The 25,946-nt window shown below is 67.0% G+C and carries 37 protein-coding genes; all 37 read left to right on the plus strand.

Annotated elements, in window-relative coordinates; genetic code table 11:
* Positions 1-185 (plus strand): hypothetical protein (locus ACFP1K_RS36045; protein ID WP_380762009.1); only part of this gene is annotated, 185 nt, incomplete at its 5' end.
* Positions 186-207: 22 nt separating this feature from the next.
* Positions 208-4,083 (plus strand): DNA-directed RNA polymerase subunit beta', encoded by a 3,876-nt coding sequence (locus ACFP1K_RS36050; RefSeq protein ID WP_380762011.1) that lies wholly within the window; start codon positions 208-210, stop codon positions 4,081-4,083.
* A 531-nt stretch (positions 4,084-4,614) separates the two neighbouring features.
* Complete coding sequence (gene rpsL / locus ACFP1K_RS36055; protein ID WP_184978963.1) at positions 4,615-4,989, plus strand: 30S ribosomal protein S12; 375 nt, start codon at positions 4,615-4,617, stop codon at positions 4,987-4,989.
* 1 nt (position 4,990) lies between these two features.
* Positions 4,991-5,461 carry a 30S ribosomal protein S7 gene (gene rpsG, locus ACFP1K_RS36060; protein WP_380762014.1) on the plus strand — a complete coding sequence of 157 codons (471 nt, stop codon included), beginning with the start codon at positions 4,991-4,993 and terminating at the stop codon, positions 5,459-5,461.
* Between the two features lie 90 nt (positions 5,462-5,551).
* A complete protein-coding gene (fusA, locus tag ACFP1K_RS36065; protein ID WP_380762062.1) occupies positions 5,552-7,600 on the plus strand; it encodes an elongation factor G in 2,049 nt (682 codons plus the stop codon).
* Positions 7,601-7,658: 58 nt separating this feature from the next.
* The gene (tuf, locus tag ACFP1K_RS36070; protein ID WP_184888245.1) at positions 7,659-8,852 is read left to right on the plus strand and encodes an elongation factor Tu; all 1,194 of its coding nucleotides are present in this window, start codon (positions 7,659-7,661) and stop codon (positions 8,850-8,852) included.
* Positions 8,853-9,119: 267 nt separating this feature from the next.
* Entirely contained in the window at positions 9,120-9,428 is a 309-nt protein-coding gene (gene rpsJ, locus ACFP1K_RS36075; protein WP_030912931.1) for a 30S ribosomal protein S10, read from the plus strand.
* A 14-nt stretch (positions 9,429-9,442) separates the two neighbouring features.
* Positions 9,443-10,096, plus strand: a complete 654-nt coding sequence (gene rplC / locus ACFP1K_RS36080) for a 50S ribosomal protein L3 (protein WP_380762016.1) — start codon at positions 9,443-9,445, stop codon at positions 10,094-10,096.
* Positions 10,093-10,743 carry a 50S ribosomal protein L4 gene (gene rplD / locus ACFP1K_RS36085; RefSeq protein WP_380762018.1) on the plus strand — a complete coding sequence of 217 codons (651 nt, stop codon included), beginning with the start codon at positions 10,093-10,095 and terminating at the stop codon, positions 10,741-10,743. The genes rplC and rplD overlap by 4 nt, the downstream gene beginning before the upstream one ends.
* Entirely contained in the window at positions 10,743-11,045 is a 303-nt protein-coding gene (gene rplW / locus ACFP1K_RS36090) for a 50S ribosomal protein L23 (protein WP_380762020.1), read from the plus strand. Before rplD ends, rplW begins: the two co-directional genes overlap by 1 nt.
* A 48-nt stretch (positions 11,046-11,093) precedes the next feature.
* Positions 11,094-11,927, plus strand: a complete 834-nt coding sequence (gene rplB / locus ACFP1K_RS36095) for a 50S ribosomal protein L2 (protein WP_347632451.1) — start codon at positions 11,094-11,096, stop codon at positions 11,925-11,927.
* 11 nt (positions 11,928-11,938) lie between these two features.
* On the plus strand, positions 11,939-12,217 hold the full coding sequence (gene rpsS / locus ACFP1K_RS36100; protein ID WP_184608224.1) for a 30S ribosomal protein S19: 279 nt from the start codon (positions 11,939-11,941) through the stop codon (positions 12,215-12,217).
* Between the two features lie 28 nt (positions 12,218-12,245).
* Positions 12,246-12,614, plus strand: a complete 369-nt coding sequence (rplV, locus tag ACFP1K_RS36105) for a 50S ribosomal protein L22 (protein WP_184978970.1) — start codon at positions 12,246-12,248, stop codon at positions 12,612-12,614.
* Positions 12,614-13,468, plus strand: a complete 855-nt coding sequence (gene rpsC / locus ACFP1K_RS36110) for a 30S ribosomal protein S3 (RefSeq protein ID WP_380762023.1) — start codon at positions 12,614-12,616, stop codon at positions 13,466-13,468. The genes rplV and rpsC overlap by 1 nt, the downstream gene beginning before the upstream one ends.
* 2 nt (positions 13,469-13,470) lie before the next feature.
* On the plus strand, positions 13,471-13,890 hold the full coding sequence (gene rplP, locus ACFP1K_RS36115) for a 50S ribosomal protein L16 (RefSeq protein ID WP_184608221.1): 420 nt from the start codon (positions 13,471-13,473) through the stop codon (positions 13,888-13,890).
* 55 nt (positions 13,891-13,945) lie between these two features.
* A complete protein-coding gene (gene rpmC, locus ACFP1K_RS36120) occupies positions 13,946-14,182 on the plus strand; it encodes a 50S ribosomal protein L29 (RefSeq protein ID WP_380762025.1) in 237 nt (78 codons plus the stop codon).
* The gene (gene rpsQ / locus ACFP1K_RS36125) at positions 14,175-14,456 is read left to right on the plus strand and encodes a 30S ribosomal protein S17 (RefSeq protein ID WP_380762027.1); all 282 of its coding nucleotides are present in this window, start codon (positions 14,175-14,177) and stop codon (positions 14,454-14,456) included. Before rpmC ends, rpsQ begins: the two co-directional genes overlap by 8 nt.
* A gap of 138 nt (positions 14,457-14,594) precedes the next feature.
* Positions 14,595-14,963, plus strand: coding sequence for a 50S ribosomal protein L14 (gene rplN / locus ACFP1K_RS36130; RefSeq protein WP_203982318.1), 369 nt, complete (start codon positions 14,595-14,597; stop codon positions 14,961-14,963).
* Positions 14,964-14,972: 9 nt separating this feature from the next.
* The gene (gene rplX, locus ACFP1K_RS36135; protein ID WP_380762064.1) at positions 14,973-15,275 is read left to right on the plus strand and encodes a 50S ribosomal protein L24; all 303 of its coding nucleotides are present in this window, start codon (positions 14,973-14,975) and stop codon (positions 15,273-15,275) included.
* The gene (gene rplE / locus ACFP1K_RS36140) at positions 15,275-15,847 is read left to right on the plus strand and encodes a 50S ribosomal protein L5 (RefSeq protein ID WP_380762030.1); all 573 of its coding nucleotides are present in this window, start codon (positions 15,275-15,277) and stop codon (positions 15,845-15,847) included. The genes rplX and rplE overlap by 1 nt, the downstream gene beginning before the upstream one ends.
* 38 nt (positions 15,848-15,885) lie before the next feature.
* Entirely contained in the window at positions 15,886-16,071 is a 186-nt protein-coding gene (locus ACFP1K_RS36145) for a type Z 30S ribosomal protein S14 (protein WP_184978978.1), read from the plus strand.
* A gap of 165 nt (positions 16,072-16,236) precedes the next feature.
* The gene (gene rpsH, locus ACFP1K_RS36150) at positions 16,237-16,635 is read left to right on the plus strand and encodes a 30S ribosomal protein S8 (protein WP_380762032.1); all 399 of its coding nucleotides are present in this window, start codon (positions 16,237-16,239) and stop codon (positions 16,633-16,635) included.
* Positions 16,636-16,652: 17 nt separating this feature from the next.
* Positions 16,653-17,195, plus strand: coding sequence for a 50S ribosomal protein L6 (rplF, locus tag ACFP1K_RS36155; protein WP_380762034.1), 543 nt, complete (start codon positions 16,653-16,655; stop codon positions 17,193-17,195).
* A gap of 2 nt (positions 17,196-17,197) precedes the next feature.
* A complete protein-coding gene (gene rplR, locus ACFP1K_RS36160) occupies positions 17,198-17,578 on the plus strand; it encodes a 50S ribosomal protein L18 (RefSeq protein ID WP_380762036.1) in 381 nt (126 codons plus the stop codon).
* A gap of 49 nt (positions 17,579-17,627) precedes the next feature.
* Complete coding sequence (gene rpsE, locus ACFP1K_RS36165; protein ID WP_347632437.1) at positions 17,628-18,260, plus strand: 30S ribosomal protein S5; 633 nt, start codon at positions 17,628-17,630, stop codon at positions 18,258-18,260.
* Positions 18,261-18,263: 3 nt separating this feature from the next.
* Entirely contained in the window at positions 18,264-18,446 is a 183-nt protein-coding gene (gene rpmD, locus ACFP1K_RS36170) for a 50S ribosomal protein L30 (RefSeq protein WP_380762038.1), read from the plus strand.
* Between the two features lie 2 nt (positions 18,447-18,448).
* Entirely contained in the window at positions 18,449-18,922 is a 474-nt protein-coding gene (rplO, locus tag ACFP1K_RS36175) for a 50S ribosomal protein L15 (protein WP_380762040.1), read from the plus strand.
* Between the two features lie 167 nt (positions 18,923-19,089).
* On the plus strand, positions 19,090-20,397 hold the full coding sequence (gene secY / locus ACFP1K_RS36180) for a preprotein translocase subunit SecY (RefSeq protein ID WP_380762042.1): 1,308 nt from the start codon (positions 19,090-19,092) through the stop codon (positions 20,395-20,397).
* Positions 20,397-21,050, plus strand: coding sequence for an adenylate kinase (locus ACFP1K_RS36185; RefSeq protein WP_380762044.1), 654 nt, complete (start codon positions 20,397-20,399; stop codon positions 21,048-21,050). The genes secY and ACFP1K_RS36185 overlap by 1 nt, the downstream gene beginning before the upstream one ends.
* 155 nt (positions 21,051-21,205) lie before the next feature.
* Positions 21,206-22,048, plus strand: coding sequence for a type I methionyl aminopeptidase (gene map / locus ACFP1K_RS36190; RefSeq protein ID WP_380762046.1), 843 nt, complete (start codon positions 21,206-21,208; stop codon positions 22,046-22,048).
* A 61-nt stretch (positions 22,049-22,109) separates the two neighbouring features.
* A complete protein-coding gene (locus ACFP1K_RS36195) occupies positions 22,110-22,550 on the plus strand; it encodes a DUF1707 SHOCT-like domain-containing protein (protein WP_380762048.1) in 441 nt (146 codons plus the stop codon).
* A 181-nt stretch (positions 22,551-22,731) separates the two neighbouring features.
* Complete coding sequence (locus tag ACFP1K_RS36200) at positions 22,732-23,211, plus strand: hypothetical protein (protein WP_380762050.1); 480 nt, start codon at positions 22,732-22,734, stop codon at positions 23,209-23,211.
* Between the two features lie 523 nt (positions 23,212-23,734).
* The gene (infA, locus tag ACFP1K_RS36205; protein ID WP_012887858.1) at positions 23,735-23,956 is read left to right on the plus strand and encodes a translation initiation factor IF-1; all 222 of its coding nucleotides are present in this window, start codon (positions 23,735-23,737) and stop codon (positions 23,954-23,956) included.
* 106 nt (positions 23,957-24,062) lie between these two features.
* On the plus strand, positions 24,063-24,176 hold the full coding sequence (gene rpmJ / locus ACFP1K_RS36210; RefSeq protein ID WP_003956441.1) for a 50S ribosomal protein L36: 114 nt from the start codon (positions 24,063-24,065) through the stop codon (positions 24,174-24,176).
* Positions 24,177-24,374: 198 nt separating this feature from the next.
* Positions 24,375-24,755, plus strand: a complete 381-nt coding sequence (rpsM, locus tag ACFP1K_RS36215; protein ID WP_380762052.1) for a 30S ribosomal protein S13 — start codon at positions 24,375-24,377, stop codon at positions 24,753-24,755.
* A 93-nt stretch (positions 24,756-24,848) separates the two neighbouring features.
* Positions 24,849-25,253 carry a 30S ribosomal protein S11 gene (gene rpsK / locus ACFP1K_RS36220; protein ID WP_184978991.1) on the plus strand — a complete coding sequence of 135 codons (405 nt, stop codon included), beginning with the start codon at positions 24,849-24,851 and terminating at the stop codon, positions 25,251-25,253.
* Between the two features lie 19 nt (positions 25,254-25,272).
* Positions 25,273-25,899 (plus strand): 30S ribosomal protein S4, encoded by a 627-nt coding sequence (rpsD, locus tag ACFP1K_RS36225; protein ID WP_380762054.1) that lies wholly within the window; start codon positions 25,273-25,275, stop codon positions 25,897-25,899.
* The last annotated feature ends 47 nt before the right edge of the window (positions 25,900-25,946 follow it).

A 25,946-nucleotide genomic window follows, 5' to 3' on the forward strand; every position in this document is an offset into this window, starting at 1 on the left:
GCATCCCGGAGTCCTTCAAGGTCCTCATCAAGGAAATGCAGTCGCTGTGCCTCAACGTCGAGGTCCTCTCCAGCGACGGCATGTCCATCGAGATGCGTGACACCGACGAGGACGTCTTCCGCGCGGCGGAGGAGCTCGGCATCGACCTGTCCCGGCGTGAGCCGAGCAGTGTCGAAGAGGTCTGATTTTCAAGCGAGGGGATAACAAGTGCTCGACGTCAACTTCTTCGACGAGCTCCGCATCGGCCTCGCCACGGCCGACGATATTCGCCAGTGGTCGCACGGCGAGGTCAAGAAGCCCGAGACCATCAACTACCGCACCCTCAAGCCGGAAAAGGACGGGCTCTTCTGCGAGAAGATCTTCGGCCCCACCCGGGACTGGGAGTGCTACTGCGGCAAGTACAAGCGCGTCCGCTTCAAGGGCATCATCTGTGAGCGCTGTGGCGTAGAGGTCACGCGCGCCAAGGTGCGCCGCGAGCGGATGGGCCACATCGAGCTCGCCGCTCCGGTCACCCACATCTGGTACTTCAAGGGCGTCCCGTCGCGCCTCGGGTATCTGCTGGACCTGGCCCCGAAGGACCTCGAAAAGGTCATCTACTTCGCGGCCTACATGATCACGTTCGTCGACAACGACATGCGTGCGAGGGACCTGCCGTCCCTGGAGGCCAAGATCTCCGTGGAGCGGCAGCACATCGAGCAGCGTCGTGACGCCGACATCGAGACCCGGCAGAAGAAGCTGGAGTCCGACCTGGCCGAGCTCGAGGCGTCCGGCGCCAAGGGCGACGCCCGCCGCAAGGTTCGTGAGGGCGCCGACCGCGAGATGCGTCAGCTTCGCGACCGGGCCCAGCGCGAGCTGGACCGCCTGGAAGAGGTCTGGAGCCGCTTCAAGAACCTCAAGGTGCAGGACCTCGAGGGCGACGAGCTGCTCTACCGCGAGATGCGCGACCGCTTCGGCCGCTACTTCCGCGGTGGCATGGGCGCCCAGGCCATCCAGGAGCGGCTGAACAACTTCGACCTGGCCGCCGAGGCCGAGTCGCTGCGCGAGACCATCCGCAGCGGCAAGGGTCAGAAGAAGGCCCGCGCGCTCAAGCGCCTCAAGGTCGTTTCGGCGTTCCTCACCACGCGCAACTCGCCGAACGGCATGGTGCTCGACTGCATCCCGGTGATCCCGCCGGACCTCCGCCCGATGGTGCAGCTGGATGGTGGCCGCTTCGCGACCTCCGACCTGAACGACCTGTACCGCCGGGTCATCAACCGGAACAACCGCCTGAAGCGGCTTCTCGACCTCGGCGCCCCCGAGATCATCGTGAACAACGAGAAGCGCATGCTCCAGGAGGCCGTCGACGCGCTGTTCGACAACGGCCGTCGCGGCCGTCCGGTCACCGGTCCCGGCAACCGTCCGCTGAAGTCGCTGTCCGACATGCTGAAGGGCAAGCAGGGCCGCTTCCGGCAGAACCTGCTGGGCAAGCGCGTCGACTACTCCGGCCGTTCGGTCATCGTGGTCGGCCCGCAGCTCAAGCTCCACCAGTGCGGCCTGCCCAAGCAGATGGCGCTGGAGCTGTTCAAGCCGTTCGTGATGAAGCGCCTGGTCGACCTGAACCACGCGCAGAACATCAAGTCGGCCAAGCGCATGGTCGAGCGTGCCCGCGCGGTCGTGTGGGACGTGCTGGAAGAGGTCATCACCGAGCACCCGGTGCTGCTCAACCGCGCGCCCACCCTGCACCGCCTCGGCATCCAGGCCTTCGAGCCGCAGCTGGTCGAGGGCAAGGCGATCCAGATCCACCCGCTCGTCTGCACCGCGTTCAACGCGGACTTCGACGGCGACCAGATGGCGGTGCACCTGCCGCTGTCGGCTGAGGCCCAGGCCGAGGCGCGCATCCTGATGCTCTCGACCAACAACATCCTCAAGCCGGCCGACGGCAAGCCCGTGACCATGCCCACCCAGGACATGATCATCGGCCTGTACTGGCTGACCACCCAGAGCGACGACGCCGTGGGCGAGGGCCGTGTCTTCGCCTCGGTCTCCGAGGCGCTGATGGCCTACGACCGTCACGAGCTGGACATCCAGGCCAAGGTGCAGGTGCGGGTCACCGACACTCCGCCGCCGCGCGGCTGGTCGGCACCCGAGGGCTGGGAGGCCGGCGAGGCCTACCGCCTGGAGACCACGCTCGGCCGGTGCCTGTTCAACCAGACGCTCCCGGAGAACTACCCCTTCGTCAACTCGCAGATCGGCAAGAAGCAGCTCTCGACGATCGTCAACGAGCTGGCCGAGAAGTACCCCAAGGTCGAGGTGGCCGCGGCGCTGGACGCGCTGAAGGACGCCGGCTTCCACTGGGCTACCCGCTCGGGTGTCACGATCTCGATCGACGACGTGGTGGCCCCGCCGAACAAGGCGGCGATCATGGAGTCGTACGAGCGCCGCGCCGACAAGGTGCAGCGCGAGTACGAGCGCGGCCTGATCACCGACGAGGAGCGCCGCCAGGAGCTCATCGAGATCTGGACGCACGCCACGGCCGACGTCGAGACCGACATGGTCAACGCCTTCCCGGCGACCAACTCGGTCTGGATGATGGTCAACTCCGGCGCCCGCGGCAACAAGATGCAGGTCCGTCAGATCGCGGGCATCCGCGGCCTGGTGTCCAACACCAAGGGTGAGACGATCCCGCGGCCGATCAAGTCCTCGTTCCGCGAGGGCCTGTCGGTGCTGGAGTACTTCATCTCCACCCACGGCCAGCGGAAGGGTCTCGCCGACACCGCGCTGCGCACCGCCGACTCGGGCTACCTCACCCGGCGCCTGGTCGACGTCGCGCAGGACGTCATCGTGCGGGAGATCGACTGCGGCACCGACCGCGGCGTTCCCCTGCACGTCGGCGAGCGGGACGGTTCCGGTGTCCTGTCCAAGGCCGAGAACGCCGAGAGCAACGTCCACGGCCGCATCCTGGCCGAGGATGTCGAGGTCGACGGCAAGGTCGTCGCGGCGGCGGGCGTGGACATCAGCGACACGACCGTCACCGCGCTGGTCGAGGCCGGCGTCGAGACGGTCCGCACCCGCAGCGCGCTGGTGTGCGAGGCCAAGATCGGCGTGTGCGCCACCTGCTACGGCCGCTCGCTGGCGACCGGCAAGCTCGTGGACGTCGGCGAGGCCGTCGGCATCATCGCGGCCCAGTCGATCGGCGAGCCCGGCACCCAGCTGACGATGCGGACCTTCCACACCGGTGGTGTGGCGGGCGCCGACATCACCCACGGTCTGCCCCGTGTCCAGGAGCTGTTCGAGGCGCGCGTCCCCAAGGGCGTCGCCCCGATCAGCGAGGCGGACGGCCGGGCGCGGATCGACGAGACCGACAAGACCCGCAAGATCGTCATCACGCCGGACGACGGCTCCGAAGAGATCGCCTACCCCGTGTCCATGCGGTCGCGGCTGCTGGTCTCGGAGGGGCAGCGGGTCAAGGTGGGCCAGCAGCTCATCGCCGGTGCGGTCAACCCCAACGAGGTGCTGCGCATTCTCGGCCCGCGGGCCGTGCAGCTGCACCTGGTGGCCGAGGTCCAGCAGGTGTACCGCTCGCAGGGTGTGTCGATCCACGACAAGCACATCGAGATCATCGTGCGGCAGATGCTCAAGCGCGTGAACGTGCTCGAGTCGGGTGACACCGATCTGCTGCCCGGCGAGCTCGTGGAGCGCCCGCGCTTCGAGATGGTCAACCGCGAGGTCGTCGCCGAGGGCGGCGTGCCCGCCTCCGGCCGTCCGGTGCTGATGGGCATCACCAAGGCGTCGCTGGCCACCGAGTCGTGGCTGTCGGCGGCGTCCTTCCAGGAGACCACGCGAGTCCTCACCGACGCGGCGATCCACGCCAAGTCCGACTCGCTGCTCGGCCTCAAGGAGAACGTCATCATCGGAAAGCTGATCCCGGCCGGTACCGGTATGTCGCAGTACCGCAACGTCCGGGTGGAGCCGACCGAGGAGGCCAAGGCGGCGATGTACACCGTCGGCGGCTACGACGGCTCCGCTACCGACTACACCTTCGGCACCGGGAGCGGCGAGGCCGTCCCGCTGGAGGAGTACGACTTCGGCCAGTACAACCGCTGACGCGGTGACGACGCGGCCGGGCCCCTGGGCCCGGCCACGCCAGGCGGTCGCCGGGGCGCCCGGCCCCCTACGGGGGGCGGGCGCCCCTTCGCGTGTCGGCTGCCGGGCCGGGGGTACGTGAGGAACAACCGAAAACCGTCGAGAGAACTCTCGCGGTGCCGGTAAACTTGACACGAGCCCGATTTGGCGGCCGGAGGGAAACCGGCCCCGGGGACACGGCACGACCGGTACCGCTCGCCTGAGCGGCCGGTGGCGCAACCGTTTTGACGTGTTGCGATGGGGTGGGTAGTCTTGCCCTTCGTGCCCGTGGCTTCACGGGCTCACATGCGTGCGCTTCGTGCGCCTCAGACGAGGTCGGCCGGGCGACGTGTGACTCTTCCAGCTCCGGCCTAGCCGGGTAGTCGTGGCTTAGATCGCGACACGCCCGAGCGCGGGGGTCGGAGCGGACGGAAAAACAGCAGGTCATGACACCGGCAGTACCTGCGAAATGCACGACTTTCGACTCACCGGCGAAGCATGAACGGAGACGCGGTGCCCACGATTCAGCAGCTGGTCCGCAAGGGCAGGCAGGACAAGGTCAGTAAGACCAAGACGCCGGCACTCAAGGGGAGCCCCCAGCGGCGCGGCGTCTGCACCCGCGTTTACACCACGACTCCGAAGAAGCCGAACTCCGCGCTCCGCAAGGTGGCCCGAGTCCGGCTGACCAACAGCATCGAGGTCACGGCCTACATCCCGGGTGTCGGCCACAACCTTCAGGAGCACTCCATCGTGCTGGTGCGCGGCGGCCGTGTGAAGGACCTGCCGGGCGTTCGTTACAAGATCATCCGCGGTTCGCTGGACACCCAGGGTGTCCGCAACCGCAAGCAGGCCCGTAGCCGCTACGGCGCGAAGAAGGAGAAGAGCTGACATGCCGCGCAAAGGCCCCGCTGGGCGTCGCCAGCTTGTCGCGGACCCGGTTTACAGCTCACCGCTGGTCACCGCGCTCATCAACAAGGTCCTCCTGAACGGCAAGCGCTCGCTCGCGCAGACCGTCGTGTACAACGCCCTGGAGGGGTGCCGCGACAAGTCGGGCAACGACCCGGTCGTCACCCTGAAGCGCGCCCTGGACAACGTGAAGCCCACTCTCGAGGTGCGCAGCCGCCGCGTCGGCGGTGCCACCTACCAGGTGCCGGTCGAGGTGCGTGCCGCGCGCAGCACCACCCTGGCGCTTCGCTGGCTGGTGCAGTACTCCCGCGCCCGCCGCGAGAAGACGATGACCGAGCGGCTGATGAACGAGCTGCTCGACGCGAGCAACGGCCTTGGCGCCAGCGTGAAGCGGCGCGAGGACACCCACAAGATGGCCGAGTCCAACAAGGCCTTCGCCCACTACCGCTGGTAACCCCAGCGGCGACGACGAGACGACGAGGACGCGAGAGAAGTGGCCACATCGACCGCTCTTGACCTGGCCAGGATCCGCAACATCGGGATCATGGCCCATATCGACGCGGGCAAGACCACGACGACCGAGCGGATCCTGTTCTACACCGGTATCAACTACAAGATCGGTGAAGTCCACGAGGGCGCAGCCACCATGGACTGGATGGAGCAGGAGCAGGAGCGCGGCATCACCATCACCTCCGCCGCCACCACCTGCACTTGGCTTGATCACACGATCAACATCATCGACACGCCCGGCCACGTCGACTTCACCGTCGAGGTGGAGCGCTCGCTTCGGGTCCTCGACGGCGCTGTGGCGGTGTTCGACGCCGTGGCCGGCGTCGAGCCCCAGTCCGAGACGGTGTGGCGCCAGGCGGACCGTTACGGTGTGCCGCGCATCTGCTTCGTCAACAAGATGGACCGCGTCGGGGCCGAGTTCCACCGCTGTGTCGACATGATGGTGTCGCGCCTCGGCGCGACCCCGCTGGTCATCCAGCTTCCGTGGGGCGTCGAGTCCGACTTCAAGGGCGTCATCGACCTGGTCCAGATGAAGGGCCTGATCTGGAGCGCCGAGGCGGCCAAGGGCGAGATGTACGACGTCGTCGACATCCCGTCCGACCACGCCGAGGTCGCCCGCGAGTGGCGCGACAAGCTCATCGAGACCGTCTCGGAGCACGACGACGAGCTCATGGAGCTGTTCCTGGAGGGCGTCGAGCCCACCGAGAGCCAGCTGGTCGACGCCATCCGCCGGGCCACCATCGCGAGCGCGCTGACCCCGGTCCTGTGTGGCACCGCGTTCAAGAACAAGGGCGTGCAGCCCCTGCTCGACGCGATCGTCGCCTACCTCCCCGCCCCGACCGACATCCCCGCCTTCAAGGGACACGCGGTCGGCGACGAGGACAACGTCATCGAGCGTCACGCCGACACCGACGAGCCGTTCTCCGCGCTGGCCTTCAAGATCATGAGCGACCAGCACCTGGGCAAGCTCACCTACATCCGCATCTACTCCGGAAAGCTCGAGACCGGCACCAGCGTGGTGAACTCGGTCAAGGGCAAGAAGGAGCGGATCGGCAAGATCTACCAGATGCACGCCAACAAGCGCGAAGAGCGCCCGTCGGCGGTGGCCGGATCGATCGTGGCGGTCATGGGCCTGAAGGACACCACCACCGGTGACACCCTCAGCGACCCGGCCCACCCGGTCGTGCTGGAGTCGATGAACTTCCCGGCGCCGGTCATCAACGTGGCCATCGAGCCCAAGACCAAGGGTGACCAGGAGAAGCTCAGCACCGCGATCCAGCGCCTGGCCGAGGAGGACCCCTCCTTCCAGGTCCGCAGGGACGAGGAGACCGGGCAGACCGTCATCTGGGGCATGGGCGAGCTCCACCTGGAGATCCTGGTGGACCGCATGCGCCGCGAGTTCAAGGTCGAGGCCAACGTCGGCCGCCCGCAGGTCGCCTACCGCGAGACCATCCGCCGCAAGGTGGAGAAGGTCGAGTACACGCACAAGAAGCAGACCGGTGGTTCCGGCCAGTTCGCGCGCGTGATCATCGACCTGGAGCCGCTCGGCGAGGGCAACGACGGGTACGAGTTCCAGAACAAGGTCACCGGTGGCCGCATCCCCCGGGAGTACATCCCGTCGGTGGACGCGGGCGCGCAGGAGGCCGCCGAGTTCGGCGTGCTGGCCGGCTACCCGATGGTGGGTGTCAAGGTCACCCTCAAGGACGGTGCCTACCACGAGGTCGACTCGTCCGAAATGGCTTTCAAGATCGCCGGTTCGATGGCCTTCAAGGAGGCCGCGCGCCGTGCGGACGCCGTAATCCTGGAGCCGATGATGGCCGTCGAGGTCACCACGCCCGAGGACTACATGGGTGACGTCATCGGCGACCTCAACGGCCGCCGCGGGCAGATCCAGGCGATGGAAGACCGGACCGGGGCGAAGGTCATCCGCGCCCTGGTTCCGCTGTCAGAGATGTTCGGGTACGTGGGCGACCTGCGCAGCAGGACCCAGGGCCGGGCGGTCTACAGCATGCAGTTCGACTCCTACTCGGAGGTGCCCCCGGGCATCGCCAAGGAGATCGTCGCGAAGGCTCGGGGCGAATAACCTCCCCCGCAGTCCGACGACTAGCAAGTCAAGTCAGAATCTCTAAGGAGACAGAGCAGTGGCCAAGGCCAAGTTCGAGCGGACCAAGCCGCACGTGAACATCGGCACCATTGGGCACATCGACCACGGCAAGACCACTCTGACCGCGGCGATCACCAAGGTGCTTCACGACCGTTTCCCTCACCTCAATGAGGCGACTCCGTTCGACAAGATCGACAAGGCGCCCGAGGAGAAGGCCCGCGGTATCACCATCTCCATCGCCCACGTCGAGTACCAGACCGAGAAGCGTCACTACGCTCACGTGGACTGCCCCGGTCACGCCGACTACGTGAAGAACATGATCACGGGCGCGGCGCAGATGGACGGTGCGATCCTCGTGGTCGCCGCCACCGACGGTCCGATGCCGCAGACCAAGGAGCACGTGCTCCTGGCCCGCCAGGTCGGTGTGCCCTACATCGTGGTCGCCCTGAACAAGGCCGACATGGTGGACGACGAGGAGATCTTGGAGCTCGTCGAGCTCGAGGTCCGCGAGCTCCTGTCCGCTCAGGAGTTCCCGGGCGACGACCTGCCGGTCGTGCGCGTTTCGGCGCTGAAGGCGCTGGAGGGCGACGAGAAGTGGGGCGACTCCATCATCGAGCTCATGAACGCCGTGGACGACAACGTCCCCGAGCCCGTTCGTGACACCGAGAAGCCGTTCCTGATGCCGATCGAGGACGTCTTCTCGATCACCGGCCGCGGCACCGTCGTGACCGGCCGTATCGAGCGCGGCATCGTCAAGGTCAACGAGACCGTCGACATCATCGGCATCAAGGAGAAGAGCACCACGACCACCGTCACCGGTGTCGAGATGTTCCGCAAGCTCCTTGACGAGGGCCGGGCCGGTGACAACGTCGGCCTGCTCCTGCGCGGCATCAAGCGCGAGGACGTCGAGCGCGGCCAGTGCATCATCAAGCCGGGCACGACCACCCCGCACACCGAGTTCGAGGCGCAGGTCTACATCCTGTCCAAGGACGAGGGCGGCCGCCACACGCCGTTCTTCAACAACTACCGCCCGCAGTTCTACTTCCGCACCACGGACGTGACGGGCGTCGTGACCCTCCCCGAGGGCACCGAGATGGTCATGCCCGGTGACAACACCGAGATGACCGTCCAGCTGATCCAGCCCATCGCGATGGAGGACGGACTCAAGTTCGCCATCCGCGAGGGTGGCCGCACCGTCGGTGCGGGCCGGGTCACGAAGATCATCAAGTAGTAGTTCGACCGCGGTCGGCGGCCGGAATCCGGGAAACCGGACACCGGCCGCCGCACCACGAGGGGGCCGGCACGCCGGCTCCGGAGCCCACTGCCGGCTCCGGCCCTGGACAGGGCCGTGATCTCGCAGCCGACTCGATCCACGCGACCGAGACGGGTGCAAGATCACGGAGGACCACGGGCCGGGAACACCGCACAGGTGGGACACGCCAAGCGGCACAGGCCGCACGAAACTTGTAGGACGACAGCGAAGGACACCGAGGCCACTATGGCGGGACAGAAGATCCGCATCCGGCTTAAGGCCTATGACCACGAGGTCATCGACGTCTCGGCCAAGAAGATCGTCGAGACGGTGACGCGGACTGGCGCGAAGGTCGCGGGCCCGGTGCCGTTGCCGACCGAGAAGAACGTGTACTGCGTCATCCGCTCGCCGCACAAATACAAGGACAGTCGCGAGCACTTCGAAATGCGCACGCACAAGCGGCTGATTGACATCATCGATCCGACGCCGAAGACCGTCGACTCGCTCATGCGGCTCGACCTCCCGGCCGGCGTCGACATCTCGATCAAGCTCTGAGGGAACGCACTGACATGGCTAAGCAGATCAAGGGCGTCCTGGGCAAGAAGCTCGGCATGACCCAGGTCTTCGACGAGGGCAACCGGATGGTTCCGGTCACCGTCGTCGAGGCCGGTCCGTGCGTGGTGACCCGCGTCCGCACTGAGGACAGGGATGGCTACTCGGCCGTCCAGCTCGGCTACGGGCAGGTGGATCCGCGCAAGGTGAACAAGCCGCTGGGTGACTACCTGCGTAAGCACAACATCACCCCGCGCCGCTACTTCACCGAGATCCGCACTCCCGACGCCTCGGCGTACGAGCTCGGCCAGGAGGTCCTGGCCGACGCGTTCGAGGCCGGGCAGTTCGTGGACGTCACCGGGAAGAGCAAGGGCAAGGGCTTCGCGGGTGTCATGAAGCGTCACGGCTTCAAGGGCCTCAGCGCCTCGCACGGCACCCAGCGCAAGCACCGTTCGCCCGGCTCCATCGGTGGCTGCGCCACCCCGGGTCGCGTCTTCAAGGGCGTGCGCATGGCCGGCCGGATGGGCAACGTCCGGACCACCGTCCAGAACCTCAAGGTCCACGCCGTGGACGCCGAGAAGGGGATCATCCTGATCAAGGGTGCGCTCCCCGGCGCCAACGGCAGCCTCGTCCTCATCCGCACCGCCGCCAAGAAGGGGGCCGACAAGTGAGCAGCACCATCGACGTCCTCGACCCTGCCGGCGCGAAGGCCGGGACGGTCGAGCTGCCGGAGGCCATCTTCGGCGCCAAGGTCAACATTCCGCTGATCCACCAGGTCGTGGTCGCGCAGCTCGCCGCTCGCCGGCAGGGCACGCACAAGACCAAGACCCGTGGCGAGGTCCGCGGCGGCGGCAAGAAGCCGTACCGCCAGAAGGGCACCGGCCGCGCCCGTCAGGGCTCGACCCGCGCCCCGCAGTTCACCGGCGGCGGCGTCGTCCACGGCCCGCAGCCGCGGGACTACTCCCAGCGGACCCCGAAGAAGATGAAGGCCGCCGCGCTGCGCGGGGCTCTCAGCGACAGGGCGAACGGCGGCCGCGTGCACGTCGTCAGCAGTCTGGTCGACGGGGACACCCCGAAGACCCGGGCGGCGATCCAGGCCCTGCGCACCATCACCCAGGCTCGCAGCGTCCTCGTCGTCATCGGCGAGGCGGACGAGCTGTCGTGGATGAGCCTGCGCAACGCCCCGGAGGTCCACCTCCTGACGTCGGGCCAGCTCAACACATACGACGTGCTCTGCCACGAAGACCTCGTGTTCACTCGCGAGGCGTACGACCAGGTCGTGGCCCGGCTGAGTGAGAGCGGGAAGGAAGAAGCCTGATGGAGAAGATCCCCGACCCGCGGGACATCATCATCAAGCCGGTCGTCTCCGAGAAGAGCTACGGCCTGATCGACGAGAACAACAAGTACACGTTCCTGGTGCGCAAGACGGCCAACAAGACGCAGGTGAAGATCGCCATCGAGCAGATCTTCGGCGTCAAGGTGACCGGCGTGAACACGATCAACCGCCAGGGCAAGCGCAAGCGGACCCGGTTCGGCTACGGACAGCGGCCCAGCACCAAGAGGGCCATCGTCAGCCTCGCCGAGGGCGACCGGATCGACATCTTCGGCCCGGTCGGCTGAACACCTCCGCACCGCATTCGCTACACCGACAAGGGATGAACGAAAAAGATGGGCATCCGTAAATACAAGCCGACGACTCCGGGTCGTCGCGGCGCGAGCGTCTCGGACTTCGCCGAGATCACGCGCAGCACGCCGGAGAAGTCGCTGCTTGCACCCCTGCACAGCAAGGGCGGTCGTAACGTCCACGGCCGGGTGACCGCGCGTCACCAGGGTGGTGGGCACAAGCGTGCGTACCGGATCATCGACTTCCGGCGGCACGACAAGGACGGCGTTCCGGCCAAGGTCGCGCACATCGAGTACGACCCGAACCGCACGTCGCGCATCGCGCTCCTGCACTACGCGGACGGCGAGAAGCGCTACATTCTCGCCCCCACCGGCATCAAGCAGGGTGACCGCATCGAGAACGGCCCCGCGGCCGACATCAAGCCGGGCAACTGCCTGCCGCTGCGCAACATTCCGACCGGTACCTTCATCCACGCCGTGGAGCTGAAGCCGGGCGGCGGCGCCAAGCTCGGCCGTTCGGCCGGCGCGCAGATCCAGCTGCTGGCCAAGGAAGGTCAGCTCGCCACGCTGCGCATGCCTTCGGGTGAGATGCGCCAGGTCGACGTGCGCTGCCGCGCCTCGGTCGGCCAGGTGGGCAACGCCGAGCAGGCCAACATCAACATCGGTAAGGCCGGCCGTAACCGCTGGAAGGGCAAGCGCCCGACCGTCCGCGGCGTCGCGATGAACCCGGTCGACCACCCGCACGGTGGCGGTGAGGGCAAGACCTCTGGTGGTCGCCACCCGGTGAACCCCAAGGGCAAGCCCGAGGGCCGCACCCGCCGTGCCAACAAGGCCAGCGACCGGCTGATCATCCGTCGGCGGAGCAAGAAGAAGCGGTAGGAGCAGCGTAAATGCCACGTAGCCTTAAAAAGGGTCCCTTCGTTGACGACCACCTGATGAAGAAGGTGGACACGCAGAACGAGAAGGGCACCAAGAACGTCATCAAGACGTGGTCGCGGCGCTCCATGATCGTGCCGGACATGCTCGGCCACACGATCGCCGTCCACGACGGTCGCAAGCACGTCCCGGTGTTCGTCACCGAGTCGATGATCGGCCACAAGCTGGGTGAGTTCGCGCCGACGCGGACCTTCCGCAGCCACGTCAAGGAAGACCGGCGTAGCCGGCGGTAAAGCGCCTTCAGGAAACGAGGAGAAAGCGATGGAAGCCAGGGCTCAGGCGCGGTTCGTCCGTGTCACGCCCCAGAAGGCCCGCCGTGTGGTGGACCTGATTCGCGGGCTGCCCGCTTCGGAGGCGCAGGCCGTGCTGCAGTTCGCCCCGCAGGCGGCGAGCGAGCCGATCTACAAGGTGCTGTCGAGCGCGGTGGCGAACGCCGAGCACAACTACAAACTCGATCGCGAGACGCTGGTCGTGAGCCGGGCGTGGGTCGACGAAGGACCGACGCTGAAGCGGTTCCGTCCCCGCGCGCAGGGCCGTGCCTATCGGATCAACAAGCGGACGAGCCACATCACTGTGATCGTCGAATCCCGGCCCGAGGGCCAGGGCAGGCCGAAGGGAAGGACCCGCTAGTGGGCCAGAAGGTTAACCCGCACGGGTTCCGGCTCGGCATCACGACCGACTTCAAGAGCCGGTGGTACGCCGACAAGCTGTACAAGGCATACGTCGCCGAGGACGTGGCGATCCGCCGCATGCTGCAGAAGGGCATGGAGCGGGCCGGCATCTCCAAGGTCGAGATCGAGCGCACCACCGACCGAGTCCAGGTCGACATTCACACCGCCCGGCCGGGCATCGTCATCGGCCGCCGCGGCGCCGAGGCGGACCGTATCCGTGGCGACCTCGAGAAGCTGACCAAGAAGCAGGTCCAGCTGAACATCCTCGAGGTCAAGAACCCCGAGGTGGACGCTCAGCTCGTCGCCCAGGGCGTGGCCGAGCAGCTGTCCAGCCGGGTCTCTTTCCGGCGGGCGATGCGCAAGGCCATGCAGTCGGCGATGAAGAGCGGCGCCAAGGGCATCCGTGTCCAGTGCTCCGGCCGCCTCGGCGGCGCGGAGATGTCGCGGTCGGAGTTCTACCGCGAGGGTCGCGTGCCTCTGCACACCCTCCGCGCGGACATCGACTACGGCTTCTACGAGGCCCGCACCACCTTCGGCCGCATCGGCGTGAAGGTCTGGATCTACAAGGGCGAGGCCCCGACCAGCCGCGCCGAGCGTGAGGCTCAGGCCGCGGGCGCGCGTGCCGGCCAGCGCCGGGACCGCACCGACCGTCCGCAGCGCGGTGGTCGTGGCGCCGGTGGCGGCGGCGGCGGTCGCGGCCGTGACGGCGGCGGCCCCCGTGGCGGCGGCCGTGGCCCGCGCACCGAATCCACCGCCCCCGCAGGGGCGCCCGAGACCGGCCCGGCGGAGCAGCCGGGTGCTGAGGGGAGCTGACCATGCTGATCCCGCGCAGGGTCAAGCACCGCAAGCAGCACCGGCCCGACCGTAGCGGCGCCGCCAAGGGCGGCACCAGGGTCGTGTTCGGTGAGTTCGGCATCCAGGCGCTTGAGCACCACTACGTGACCAACCGCCAGATCGAGGCCGCGCGTATCGCCATGACCCGGCACATCCGGCGTGGCGGCAAGGTGTGGATCAACATCTACCCGGACCGTCCGCTGACCAAGAAGCCCGCCGAGACCCGCATGGGTTCCGGTAAGGGCTCGCCGGAGTGGTGGATCGCGAACGTCAAGCCCGGCCGCGTGATGTTCGAGCTGTCCGGTGTGTCCGAGCCGGTGGCCCGTGAGGCCCTCCGGCGCGCGATGCACAAACTCCCGATGAAGTGCCGGTTCGTCAAGCGCGAGGTCGGTGAGGCCTGATGTCGCGCGCCATGAATGACAACCGGCCAGTGAAGCGTGAAGTGGGTGAGGCGTGATGGCCAAGGGCCTGACCGCCGGTGAGCTGCGGACTTCGGACCAGGACGAGCTGGTCCAGAAGCTGAAGGAAGCCAAGGAGGAGCTGTTCAACCTCCGCTTCCAGGCGGCGACCGGTCAGTTGGAAAGCCACGGGCGGCTCCGGGCCGTCCGGCGCGAGATCGCCCGTATCTACACCGTGATGCGGGAGCGCGAGCTCGGCATCGTCACGGTCGAGAAGGAGACGAGCGATGGCTGAGACCACCGAGACCAGCAAGAAGGCGCGGAACTACCGCAAGACCCGTGAGGGTCTGGTGGTCAGCGACAAGATGGACAAGACCGTCGTCGTCGCCGTCGAGGACCGCGTCAAGCACCCGCTGTACGGCAAGGTCATCCGCCGTACGACCAAGTACAAGGCTCACGACGAGGCCAACACCTGCGGCGTCGGCGACCGTGTGCTCCTGATGGAGACCCGGCCGCTGTCCGCCACCAAGCGGTGGCGGGTCGTGGAGATCCTCGAGCGGGCCAAGTAAGTCGTCCGGCGGGGCCCGAAAGGGTTCCGCCCGGGCGTCCCCCCCGACGCAGGCAGGGCCGGCGCCGGGGTGCATTAGACCGAATCTAGTTCCGCCAGGCTCAGGAAATGAGAACCGGCGTGACACACGGGAGTTGACGTGATCCAGCAGGAGTCGCGGCTCAAGGTCGCCGACAACACGGGTGCAAAGGAAATCTTGTGCATCCGGGTGCTCGGCGGCTCGGGTCGGCGCTACGCGGGTATCGGCGACATCATCGTCGCGACGGTGAAGGACGCCCTTCCCGCCGCGGGTGTCAAGAAGGGTGATGTGGTCAAGGCTGTCGTGGTGCGCACCTCCAAGGAGCGCCGCCGCCCCGACGGCTCCTACATCCGCTTCGACGAGAACGCCGCGGTCATCATCAAGGACAGCGGTGACCCTCGGGGCACGCGTATCTTCGGTCCGGTGGGTCGCGAGCTGCGCGAGAAGAAGTTCATGCGCATCATCTCGCTCGCGCCGGAGGTGTTGTAGATGCCGAAGCTGCATGTGAAGAAGGGTGACCTCGTCCAGGTCATCGCCGGTAAGGACAAGGGTGCCAAGGGCCGTGTGATCCTGGCGATTCCGCGGGAGGACCGCGTCGTCGTCGAGGGCGTCAACATGGTCAAGAAGCACTCCAAGGTCACCCACCAGGGTCCGCGCGGCGCCAAGGAGGGCGGCATCCGGACCATGGAGGCCCCCATCCACGTGAGCAACGTCAAGAAGCTCAAGGACGAGGCGAAGAAGGACGACGACAAGCCCGCCAAGAAGGCCGACAAGGCCGACGAATCGGGTGAGGACAACTGATGACCGCCACCACCACCGAGACCAGGCAGGTGCCGCGTCTCAAGGAGCGTTACCGCGAGGAGATCGCCGCCAAGCTGCGTGAGCAGTTCGGCATCGAGAACGCCATGCAGATCCCCAGGCTCACCAAGATCAAGGTGAACATGGGTGTCGGCGAGGCGGCTCGGGACTCCAAGCTCATCGAAGGCGCCGTCCGCGATCTGACCGCGATCACCGGCCAGAAGCCCGCCGTCGCGCACGCCCGCAAGTCCATCGCCCAGTTCAAGCTGCGCGAGGGCATGCCGATCGGCGCCCACGTGACGCTGCGCGGCGACCGCATGTGGGAGTTCCTCGACCGGCTGCTGTCCCTCGCGCTTCCGCGCATCCGGGACTTCCGCGGCCTGTCCCCCAAGCAGTTCGACGGCAACGGGAACTACACCTTCGGTCTGACCGAACAGGTGATGTTCCACGAGGTCGACCCGGACCGGGTGGACCGTCAGCGGGGCATGGACATCACGGTCGTGACCACCGCGGCCAACGACGACCAGGGCCGGGCGCTGCTCAAGCTTCTCGGCTTCCCCTTCAAGGAAGCGTAGGCGGCCGGGATGGCTGAGAATCGCGAAAGGAAGGCCTGATGGCCAAGAAGTCCTTGATCGCCAAGGCGGCGCGCAAGCCGAAGTTCGGCGTCCGGGCCTACACTCGGTGCTCGCGGTGCGGGCGGCCTCGCGCCGTCTACCGCAAGTTCGGCCTGTGCCGGGTGTGCTTCCGTGAGATGGCGCACCGGGGCGAGCTGCCGGGCATCACCAAGTCGAGCTGGTAGACCCCGCGCGGGCTCCTCTTGCAGGGGCGAGAGCCCCCTCCGGGAGGGGCCCGCACGGTGCCGGCCGCACATCGAAGAAGACATATCAACCGGGTGCCACTACAGGCGCCCACGACCACACCGTAGGTCCCGTTCGGGAAACCGCGGTGAGGAGGGCCACCGGCCATGACGATGACCGACCCGATCGCGGACATGCTGACGCGTCTGCGTAACGCGAACTCGGCGTATCACGACACCGTGAGCATGCCGTACTCGAAGATCAAGGCGCACATCGCCGAGATCCTCCAGCAGGAGGGCTACATCCAGGCCTGGGCCGTCGAAGACGCCAAGGTCGGGAAGAACCTCGTGGTGGAGCTCAAGTTCGGGCCTACGCGTGAACGGTCCATCGCGGGCCTGCGACGGGTATCCAAGCCCGGTCTGCGGGTCTATGCAAAGAAGGACAACCTGCCCAGGGTCCTGGGTGGCCTCGGCGTCGCGATCATCTCGACGTCCGGAGGTCTCATGACTGACAGGCAGGCCGGCAAGCGTGGTGTGGGCGGGGAAGTCCTCGCCTACGTTTGGTAGAAGGGAGGCATCACAGCATGTCGCGTATTGGACGGCTGCCCATCCCCGTACCGAACGGTGTCGACATCACCATCGACGGCCGGGATGTCACGGTCAAGGGGCCGAAGGGCACGCTTTCGCACTCTGTGGTCGAGCCGATCGACGTCGCCCGCGGCGACGACGGCGCGATCACCATTACCCGCCCGAACGACGAGAACAAGGTCCGCGCGTTGCACGGGCTGTCCCGCACGCTGATCGCCAACATGGTGGACGGCGTGACCAAGGGGTACAGCAAGACGCTGGAGATCGTCGGGGTCGGTTACCGCGTCCAGGCCAAGGGCCCGACGCAGCTGGAGTTCTCGCTGGGCTTCAGCCACCCCGTCATCGTCGACGCGCCCGAGGGCGTGAGCTTCCGCGTCGAGCGGCCGACCCTGTTCCACGTGGACGGCATCGACAAGCAGAAGGTCGGCGAGGTCGCCGCGAACATCCGCAAGCTGCGCAAGCCTGACCCCTACAAGGGCAAGGGTGTGCGGTACCAGGGCGAAGTCATCCGCCGCAAGGTCGGAAAGGCTGGTAAGTAGTCATGGCCTTCACCAAGGTTGCCAAGCACAGGGCCGCACGGGCGCTTTCCCGCTCGCGCCGCCACCGCCGCGTCCGCAAGAAGGTCGTCGGCTCGCCGGCCCGTCCGCGTCTGGTCGTCAACCGCTCGGCGCGGCACCTGTTCGTGCAGATCGTCGACGACACCGCCGGCCACACGATGGTGAGCGTGTCCACTCTGGACGCCTCGCTGCGCACCGCCGACGGCACCAAGACCGACAAGGCGAAGAAGGTCGGCGAGCTCCTCGCTCAGCGGGCCAAGGCCGCCGGGATCACCGCCGTCGTGTTCGACCGCGGCGGCAACCGCTACGCGGGCCGCATCGCCGCGCTCGCGGACAGCGCCCGTGAAGGCGGGCTGGAGTTCTGATGACTCCGGCCAGCATCCTGATCATGAGCTATGAGGAGAGGAACCACTGATGGCTGCAGCTCCGCGTCGCGGTGCCGGCGGCGGTGGTGAGCGGCGTGACCGTCGCGACGATCGCCGCGGTGGTGCCGCAGAGAAGGGCGTCTCGTACATCGAGCGCGTCGTGAAGATCAACCGTGTCGCCAAGGTCGTCAAGGGCGGCCGGCGCTTCAGCTTCACCGCCCTGGTCGTCGTCGGCGACGGCAACGGCCTGGTCGGTGTCGGGTACGGCAAGGCCAAGGAGGTGCCCGCGGCGATCGCCAAGGGCGTCGAAGAGGCCAAGAAGCACTTCTTCAAGGTGCCGCGCATCCAGGGCACCATCCCGCACACCTCGCAGGGCGAGGACGCCGCGGGTGTCGTGCTGCTGCGCCCGGCGTCCCCCGGTACCGGCGTCATCGCCGGTGGCCCGGTGCGCGCCGTGCTGGAGTGCGCGGGCATCCACGACGTGCTGTCGAAGTCGCTCGGGTCCGACAACCCGATCAACATCGTGCACGCCACCGTGGCGGCCCTGAAGGGCCTCAGCAGGCCCGAGGAGATCGCCGCCCGTCGCGGGCTGCCGATCGAGCACGTGGCGCCCGTACGCATGCTCAAGGCCCGCGCCGAGGGCATCGCCGAGGCCGCGGCCGCCGCGAAGGCGGTGAGCTGACCGATGGCGCGCCTGAGGATCACGCAGACCCGGTCGAAGATCGGTGGCAAGCAGAACCAGCGTGAGTCGCTGCGATCGCTGGGCCTGAAGCGGATCGGCGACGTCGTCATCAAGGAGGACCGTCCCGAGTTCCGCGGGATGGTCGCCGTGGTGGCGCACCTCGTCGAGGTGGAAGAGGTCGACTAGTCATGGCTAACGCAGAGAACAACAGCGGCGAGCGGCCGCTCGGGATCCACGACCTGCGTCCGGCCCGCGGCGCCAACCGCGCCAAGATCCGCAAGGGTCGCGGCGAGGCGTCCAAGGGTAAGACGTCCGGTCGTGGCACCAAGGGCACCAAGGCCCGCAACAAGGTGCCTCACGGCTTCGAAGGTGGCCAGGTTCCGCTTCAGCGGCGGCTGCCGAAGCTGAAGGGCTTCTCCAACGCGCTGTTCAAGACGACCTATCAGGTCGTCAACCTGGACAAGCTCGGCGAGCTGTTCCCCGATGGCGGAGACGTCACGGTGGAGACGCTGGTCGAGCGCGGCGCGGTGCGCAAGAACCAGCCGGTGAAGATTCTGGGAACCGGTGACATCTCGGTGGCGTTGAACGTGCGGGTGCACGCTTATTCAGCCTCCGCGAAGGACAAGATCACTGAGGCCGGTGGCTCCGTCACCGCGCTGTAAGTGGGGCAGTACGAGGCGCGGAGGCTCACTGTGAGCCGCCGCGCCCGTAGTGCGTTAGAGTGCGCTGGACACAGGGTTGTCCAGGGCTCATTGAGCAGAGATGTGCCGATGGATGACTCCAAGACCTTCGCTGACCGACACCGCCTGAAAGGCGCGCAGGAGGGGCCGTGCTGACCGCGATTACCCGGGCGTTCCGTACGCCCGACCTGCGCAACAAACTGCTGTTCACGCTGGGCGTCATCGCCTTGTTCCGACTGGGCTCGGTGCTGCCGACCCCCGGCGTGCACACGACGAACGTCCAGCAGTGCTTGAAAGAGGCGCAGGCGAGCGACGCCGCCAACATCTACGGCATGGTGCAGTTGTTCAGCGGCGGCGCTCTGCTGAAACTTTCCGTGTTCGCGCTCGGCATCATGCCGTACATCACCGCGAGCATCATTCTTCAGTTGCTCACCGTGGTGATTCCTCGCCTCGAGGCGCTGAAGAAGGAAGGCCAATCCGGCAACGCCAGGATCACGCAGTACACGCGTTACCTGACCATCGGCCTCGCGGTCCTGCAGTCGACCGCGTTCGTGGCGCTGGCCCGCACAGGTCAGCTGTTCCCGAACTGCCGCCAGTCCGTTCTGGTGAACAACGACGTCTTCACCATCGTGACCATGGTCATCACCATGACCGCCGGCACGTCGGTGATCATGTGGCTCGGTGAGCTCATCACCGACCGCGGCGTCGGCAACGGCATGTCGATCCTGATCTTCACTCAGGTCATCGCGGTGTTCCCCTCCGAGCTCCTGAACATCTTCCGCCAGAACGCCTTCACCTTCGTCGTGGTGATGGTCGTCGGAGTGTTCATGATCGCGGCGGTGGTGTTCGTGGAACAGGCCCAGCGCCGCATCCCCGTTCAATACGCCAAGCGCATGGTGGGCCGCCGGATGTACGGTGGGACCTCGACCTACATCCCCTTGAAGGTGAACCAGGCGGGCATCATCCCCGTCATCTTCGCCTCCTCGCTGTTGTACCTCCCGCAGCTGCTGGTGTCGCTGTTCGGCAACCAGCAGAACCCGAACGTCGTCATCGAGTGGCTCGCGCAGAACTTCGTGCGCGGCGACCACCCGGTGTACATGGTCACGTTCTTCGTGCTGATCATCTTCTTCACTTACTTCTACGTGTCCATCACCTTCAACCCCGTTGAAGTCGCCGACAACATGAAGAAGTACGGTGGATTCATCCCGGGCATCCGTCCGGGACGGCCGACCGCCGAGTACCTCAGCTACGTGCTCAACAGGTTGACCGCTCCTGGCTCGCTCTACCTTGGCCTGATCTCCATGGTGCCGATCGTCGCTCTGGCGGTGGCCGGTGCGAGCCAGAACTTCCCATTCGGAGGCACGAGCATCCTGATCATGGTTGGAGTTGGGCTGGACACCGTGAAGCAGATCGAGAGCCAGCTACAACAGCGGAACTACGAGGGCTTCCTCAAGTAGTGCGCCTCGTCCTGGTCGGGCCCCCCGGAGCGGGCAAGGGGACACAGGCCCAGTTCATCGCATCGAACCTGTCCATCCCGAAGATCTCGACAGGTGACATCTTCCGTGCCAACGTGTCGGGCGGCACGGAACTCGGCAAGCTTGCCAAGGAGTACATGGACCGTGGCGACCTCGTGCCCGACGAGGTCACCATCGCCATGGTCCGCGACCGGCTCTCGGCACCGGACGCGCAGGAAGGCTTCCTCCTGGACGGCTTCCCGCGCAACGTGCCGCAGGCGCAGACGCTGAACAAGATGCTGGCCGAGTTCGGCACGGCGCTGGACCTCGTCCTCGAACTCGTCGTAGACGACGAGGAGGTCGTCCGCCGCCTGGCCGGGCGCCGCACCTGCCGCTCCTGCGGCAAGGTGTGGCACGTGGTGTTCGACCCCTCCTCCAAGGAGGGGGTGTGCGACGTCTGCGGCGGTCAGCTGTTCCAGAGGGACGACGACCGCGAGGAGACGATCCGCCACAGGCTCGAGGTCTACCAGCAGCAGACCGCGCCGCTCATCTCGTTCTACGCGGACGAGGGCATCCTGCACGGGGTGGACGCGACCGGGCCTGTCGAAGAGATCACTCAGCGGGCGATGCAGGTGCTGCGCCGTTACGTGGACTGATCCAGGTTCGCCGGTTTCCCGCCGGCAACCGGTTATCTCGTGGCTTACGCCACTTCTGGGGTGATACTCCAGGGGTGGCGTTCGCCTTGTTGGGGGACAATCGGGGGAATCGGGATGCCACCCAACCCGTTGACCCGCCCAGGGGGTGCCAGTACGTGTTCAAGAAGAACAAGCACGGAATCCAGATCAAGACGGCCGAGCAGCTCGGCAAGATGCGGGCCGCGGGGCTCGTGGTCGGCCGCACGCTGGAGTTGCTGCGGACGTCCGTGCGTCCGGGGATGACGCCGCTCGATCTGGACGCCATCGCCGAGAAGGCCATCCGCGACGAGGGCGCGATCCCGTCCTTCAAGGGATATCAGGGGTTCCCCGCGACGATCTGCGCGTCGGTCAACGACGAGGTGGTGCACGGCATCCCCGGCGACCACCGCCCGCTGCGCGAGGGCGACATCCTGTCCATCGACTGCGGCGCCATCCTGGACGGCTGGCACGGCGACTCGGCGATCACCGTGGCGATCGGCGAGGTGGACCCCGCGCTCACCGACCTGATGCGGGTCACCGAGGAGGCCATGTGGCGCGGTATCGCGGCCCTCGGCGTCGGGCGTCACCTGTCCGACGTCGGGCACGCGGTCGAGCGTTACGTCCGCTCTCAGGGCCGCTACGGCATCCCTCACGAGTACGGCGGGCACGGCATCGGCACCGAGATGCACATGGACCCGTGGGTGGCCAACCACGGCAAGCCGGGCCGGGGACCCAAGCTGGAGGCCGGCATGTGCTTCGCCGTGGAGCCGATGGTCAATCTCGGCACCGACCGCACACGGGTGCTGGACGACGACTGGACCGTCGTGACTATCGACGGAAAGCCCTCCGCACACTTCGAGCACAGCGTCGCCGTAACCGATAATGGTCCTTGGGTGCTCACTGCCCTTGACGGGGGAGAGGCACGGCTCACCGAATTGGCTGGAGGGCGAACGGACACCGAGGGCACGGCCGGGCGTTGACTTCGCCTGACCCGCGCTTGGGGCCGGTCGCGCACGCGCGTCTTGGCGGGAGTTGAGGGTGATGGCGGCGGTACCGGAGATGCGGGCGTCGGACGGCGACCGGGACAGGGTGGCGGCGGAGCTGCGCGAGCACGCCGCCCAGGGCAGGCTCACGATGGACGAGTTCAACGAGCGGCTGGAGCTGGTCTATCAGGGCCGCACGTACGGCGACCTGCAGAAGATCACCGCCGACCTGCCCGGCATCGACCTGCACACCCTGCCCGCGCCCCAGCCGAAGGCGCCGGCCCGGCGGGACGACGCCGTCCGCAAGGGGCTCAAGGCCGCCTGGGCGTCCTGGGCCTCGGTGGTCGCGGTGTGCACGGTCGTCTGGGCCCTCACCAGCCCCGGCGACTACTTCTGGCCCATGTGGGTCGGGGGGCCGTGGGGCGCGATCCTGCTGGTCAGCAGCATTTTCGGCCTCGACCCCAGCCACAACAACCGCGGGCGTCAGCGGGATCGCTGACGCGGGGAAAGCCCTTCTTGTGTGCCGTTGTGCACGCTCGGCGGCATGTGTGCATTCCTACGCAGAATGAATGGTCACGGCTTCCTAATGTGAGCGCTGTCCGGAGAGAGCAGCACCAAATTCTCACCGGGCACGGGGAACCGTCCTCGATCCCGAGGACGCTCGCTAACAGGAGGAAACCGTGCGAAAGATTCGCAACCTGCTCGTCAGCACCGCCCTCGCCGGCTCGCTGGCCGCAGGGCTCGCCGCCGCCACCGCCCCCGCCGCCTCGGCGTCGGCCGCGGACGCGAGCAGCTCGACCGTCGCGACGCAGGCGCAGGCCTCGCGCCACTTCTTCGGCCCCATCTACTCCGACTTCGGCCGGCGTGAGGACCGCGGGCACCGCTCCTACTTCAAGGGCTACTGGGAGAAGTCGAGCGGCCGCTACTGGTTCTACGGCAGCCTGTTCGACCGCGACCGCGACCGTGACTACAGCTACGTGTGGTTCCGCTGGCACGACGACGGCGGCTTCCACACCAAGTACTACAAGACCTTCGGCCGGCTGAACTTCAACAAGTTCGGCGGCTTCCGCAAGAGCAACGGCTTCGACGACTTCGACATCCGCGTCTGCGAGGGCGACAACCGCTTCGACGACTGCGGCTCCTACAAGGACGTCTTCTAGGACGTGATCCACGTCCGCCCGGTCTCCGCGAGGGGGCGCCGGGCGCGGGGGTAGAAGATTTGGGGATCAGGGCGGGTGCTCGGGAGAGCGCCCGCTCTTTCTCATTTTCACGGGCAATGGACACAGCCTTTACCACTCATGGCACTTTCCCGGTTTGTAGGCGGGTAGCTGATCTTTAGCGGAGGGGAGTGATGAGCACGCGCCCGTCCGGCACCGGTGTCGGCGGAACCGGCGGCCGGGCGGGCGCGTATCGCTTCGGCGTTCCCCGCCGCGGGGGGACGTGCCGCGCCCGGGGCGCCGTGATCCTCGAGGACCCTCGTTCTGGGGTACGATGGAGACCGGTTGTGTCCGGACAAGCGCCTGGCGTTTCGCAATTCCTCGCCGGTTGTCGTACACTCCTTTGTCGGTTCACTATGACCATCGCGCGTCGTGCGGCCCAGCGAGCGCCGCTCTCTCACGCGCGTGGTCGCGGCTGCGTAGTGTTCCGATACCTCAGACGACCGATCAGTGAAACGCGAGGGACATGGCCAAGAAGGACGGCGCCATCGAGATCGAGGGCACTGTGGTTGAGTCGCTCCCGAACGCAATGTTCCGGGTGCAGCTCGACAACGGCCATAAGGTCCTGGCCCACATCAGCGGACGGATGCGGATGCACTACATCCGGATCCTTCCCGACGACAGGGTGGTCGTTGAACTGAGCCCCTACGACCTGAGTCGTGGGCGGATCGTCTACCGCTACAAGTGAGCCCCCTTACCGGCGGCGTGGTAGACCCTGCCGACCCGTGCGTGCGCGCGCGGCGAAGCGGGTCGACCCAGGCCGGCGGGCGGGCCGTCTGAGGAATGTAAGGACTATGAAGGTCAAGCCGAGCGTCAAGAAGATCTGCGACAAGTGCAAGGTGATTCGCCGGCACGGTCGCGTCATGGTGATCTGCGACAACCTGCGCCACAAGCAGCGCCAGGGCTGATCGCTACCGGGACGGGGTGCCGCCACCAGTGGGCGGGGCCTTCGGCCCGGTGAAATGTAAACGCGCATCACATTCGCGCAGGCGGCGTCAGCCGCACCACGCGGAAGACCCCCGGTCGGAGGCCGGGGCCCTCACCCCGGGCATGGGGAGGGGCAGTGACGCGCAGGACCTCCGCCACACGAAGGAGAATGCCCGACCATGGCTCGCCTGGTTGGCGTCGACCTCCCCCGCGACAAGCGGCTGGAGATCGCTCTCACGTACATCTACGGAATCGGCCGCAGCCGCGCCCAGGAGATCCTGGCCGCGACGGGCATCAGCGCGGACCTCCGGGTCCACCAGCTCTCCGACACCGAGCTGGTTCCGCTGCGTGACTACATCGAGGCCACCTTCAAGATCGAGGGTGACCTGCGCCGCGAGGTGCAGGCCGACATCCGCCGCAAGATTGAAATCGGCTGCTACCAGGGCATCCGACACCGCCGCGGCCTTCCCGTGCACGGTCAGCGTACGCAGACCAACGCGCGCACCCGTAAGGGCAAGAAGAAGACCGTGGCCGGCAAGAAGAAGCCCGGCAAGAAGTAGTCCGCGACGGGGTGCCGCGCCCGGCCCAGGCAGGGCCGCCGGCCGCGCACCCGTCCACGCAGCAGGACCGACCACCTCAGGAGATAGCGCTATATGCCTCCGAAGAGCCGCCAGGCCGCACCGAAGAAGGTGCGCCGCAAGGAAAAGAAGAACGTCGCTCACGGGCACGCCCACATCAAGAGCACGTTCAACAACACGATCGTCTCGATCACCGACCCCAGCGGGAACGTGATCTCCTGGGCCAGCGCCGGCCACGTCGGGTTCAAGGGCTCCCGCAAGTCCACCCCGTTCGCCGCGCAGATGGCCGCCGAGAACGCCGCCCGCCGCGCCATGGAGCACGGCATGCGCAAGGTCGACGTGTTCGTCAAGGGCCCGGGCTCCGGTCGCGAGACCGCCATCCGGTCCCTGCAGGCCACCGGCCTGGAGGTGGGGTCCATCCAGGACGTCACCCCCGTTCCCCATAATGGCTGCCGTCCGCCCAAGCGCCGCCGCGTCTGAGGCCAGGAGAAACATAGATATGGCTCGTTACACCGGAGCGGACTGCAAGCTGTGCCGGCGAGAGAAGACCAAGCTCTTCCTCAAGGGCACCAAGTGCGAGTCCCCCAAGTGCCCCATCGAGATCCGTCCCTACCCGCCGGGCGAGCACGGCCGCGGCCGGCCCAAGGAGTCGGAGTACCAGCTTCAGCTTCGTGAGAAGCAGAAGACCCGCCGTATCTACGGCATCCTCGAGCGGCAGTTCCGCAACTACTACGAGGAAGCCAACCGGCGCACCGGCAAGACCGGTGAGAACCTCCTGCAGATCCTGGAGAGCCGGCTGGACAACGTCGTGTTCCGGGCCGGCCTCGCCGTGTCCCGCGACGCGGCCCGCCAGCAGGTCCGCCACGGCCACATCCTGGTCAACGGCAAGAAGGTCGACATCCCGTCCTACCGGGTCCGGGAGCACGACATCGTCGAGGTCCGCGAGAAGTCGCGCAACCTCATGCCGTACGAGGTGGCCCGGGCCACCGCGGGCGACCGCACCGTCCCGGCCTGGCTCGGCTTCGTGCCCGACAAGCTGCGGGTCCTGGTGCACCAGCTCCCGGTCCGTCAGCAGATCGACACCCAGGTGCAGGAGCAGTTGATCGTCGAGCTCTACTCCAAGTAGCGGCTCGCGTAGCCTGGTAGCCGTACGGTCCTTCCCTGGGCCGTACG

This window comes from Sphaerisporangium aureirubrum, assembly GCF_042658925.1.
Classification (GTDB): Bacteria; Actinomycetota; Actinomycetes; order Streptosporangiales; family Streptosporangiaceae; genus Sphaerisporangium; species Sphaerisporangium aureirubrum.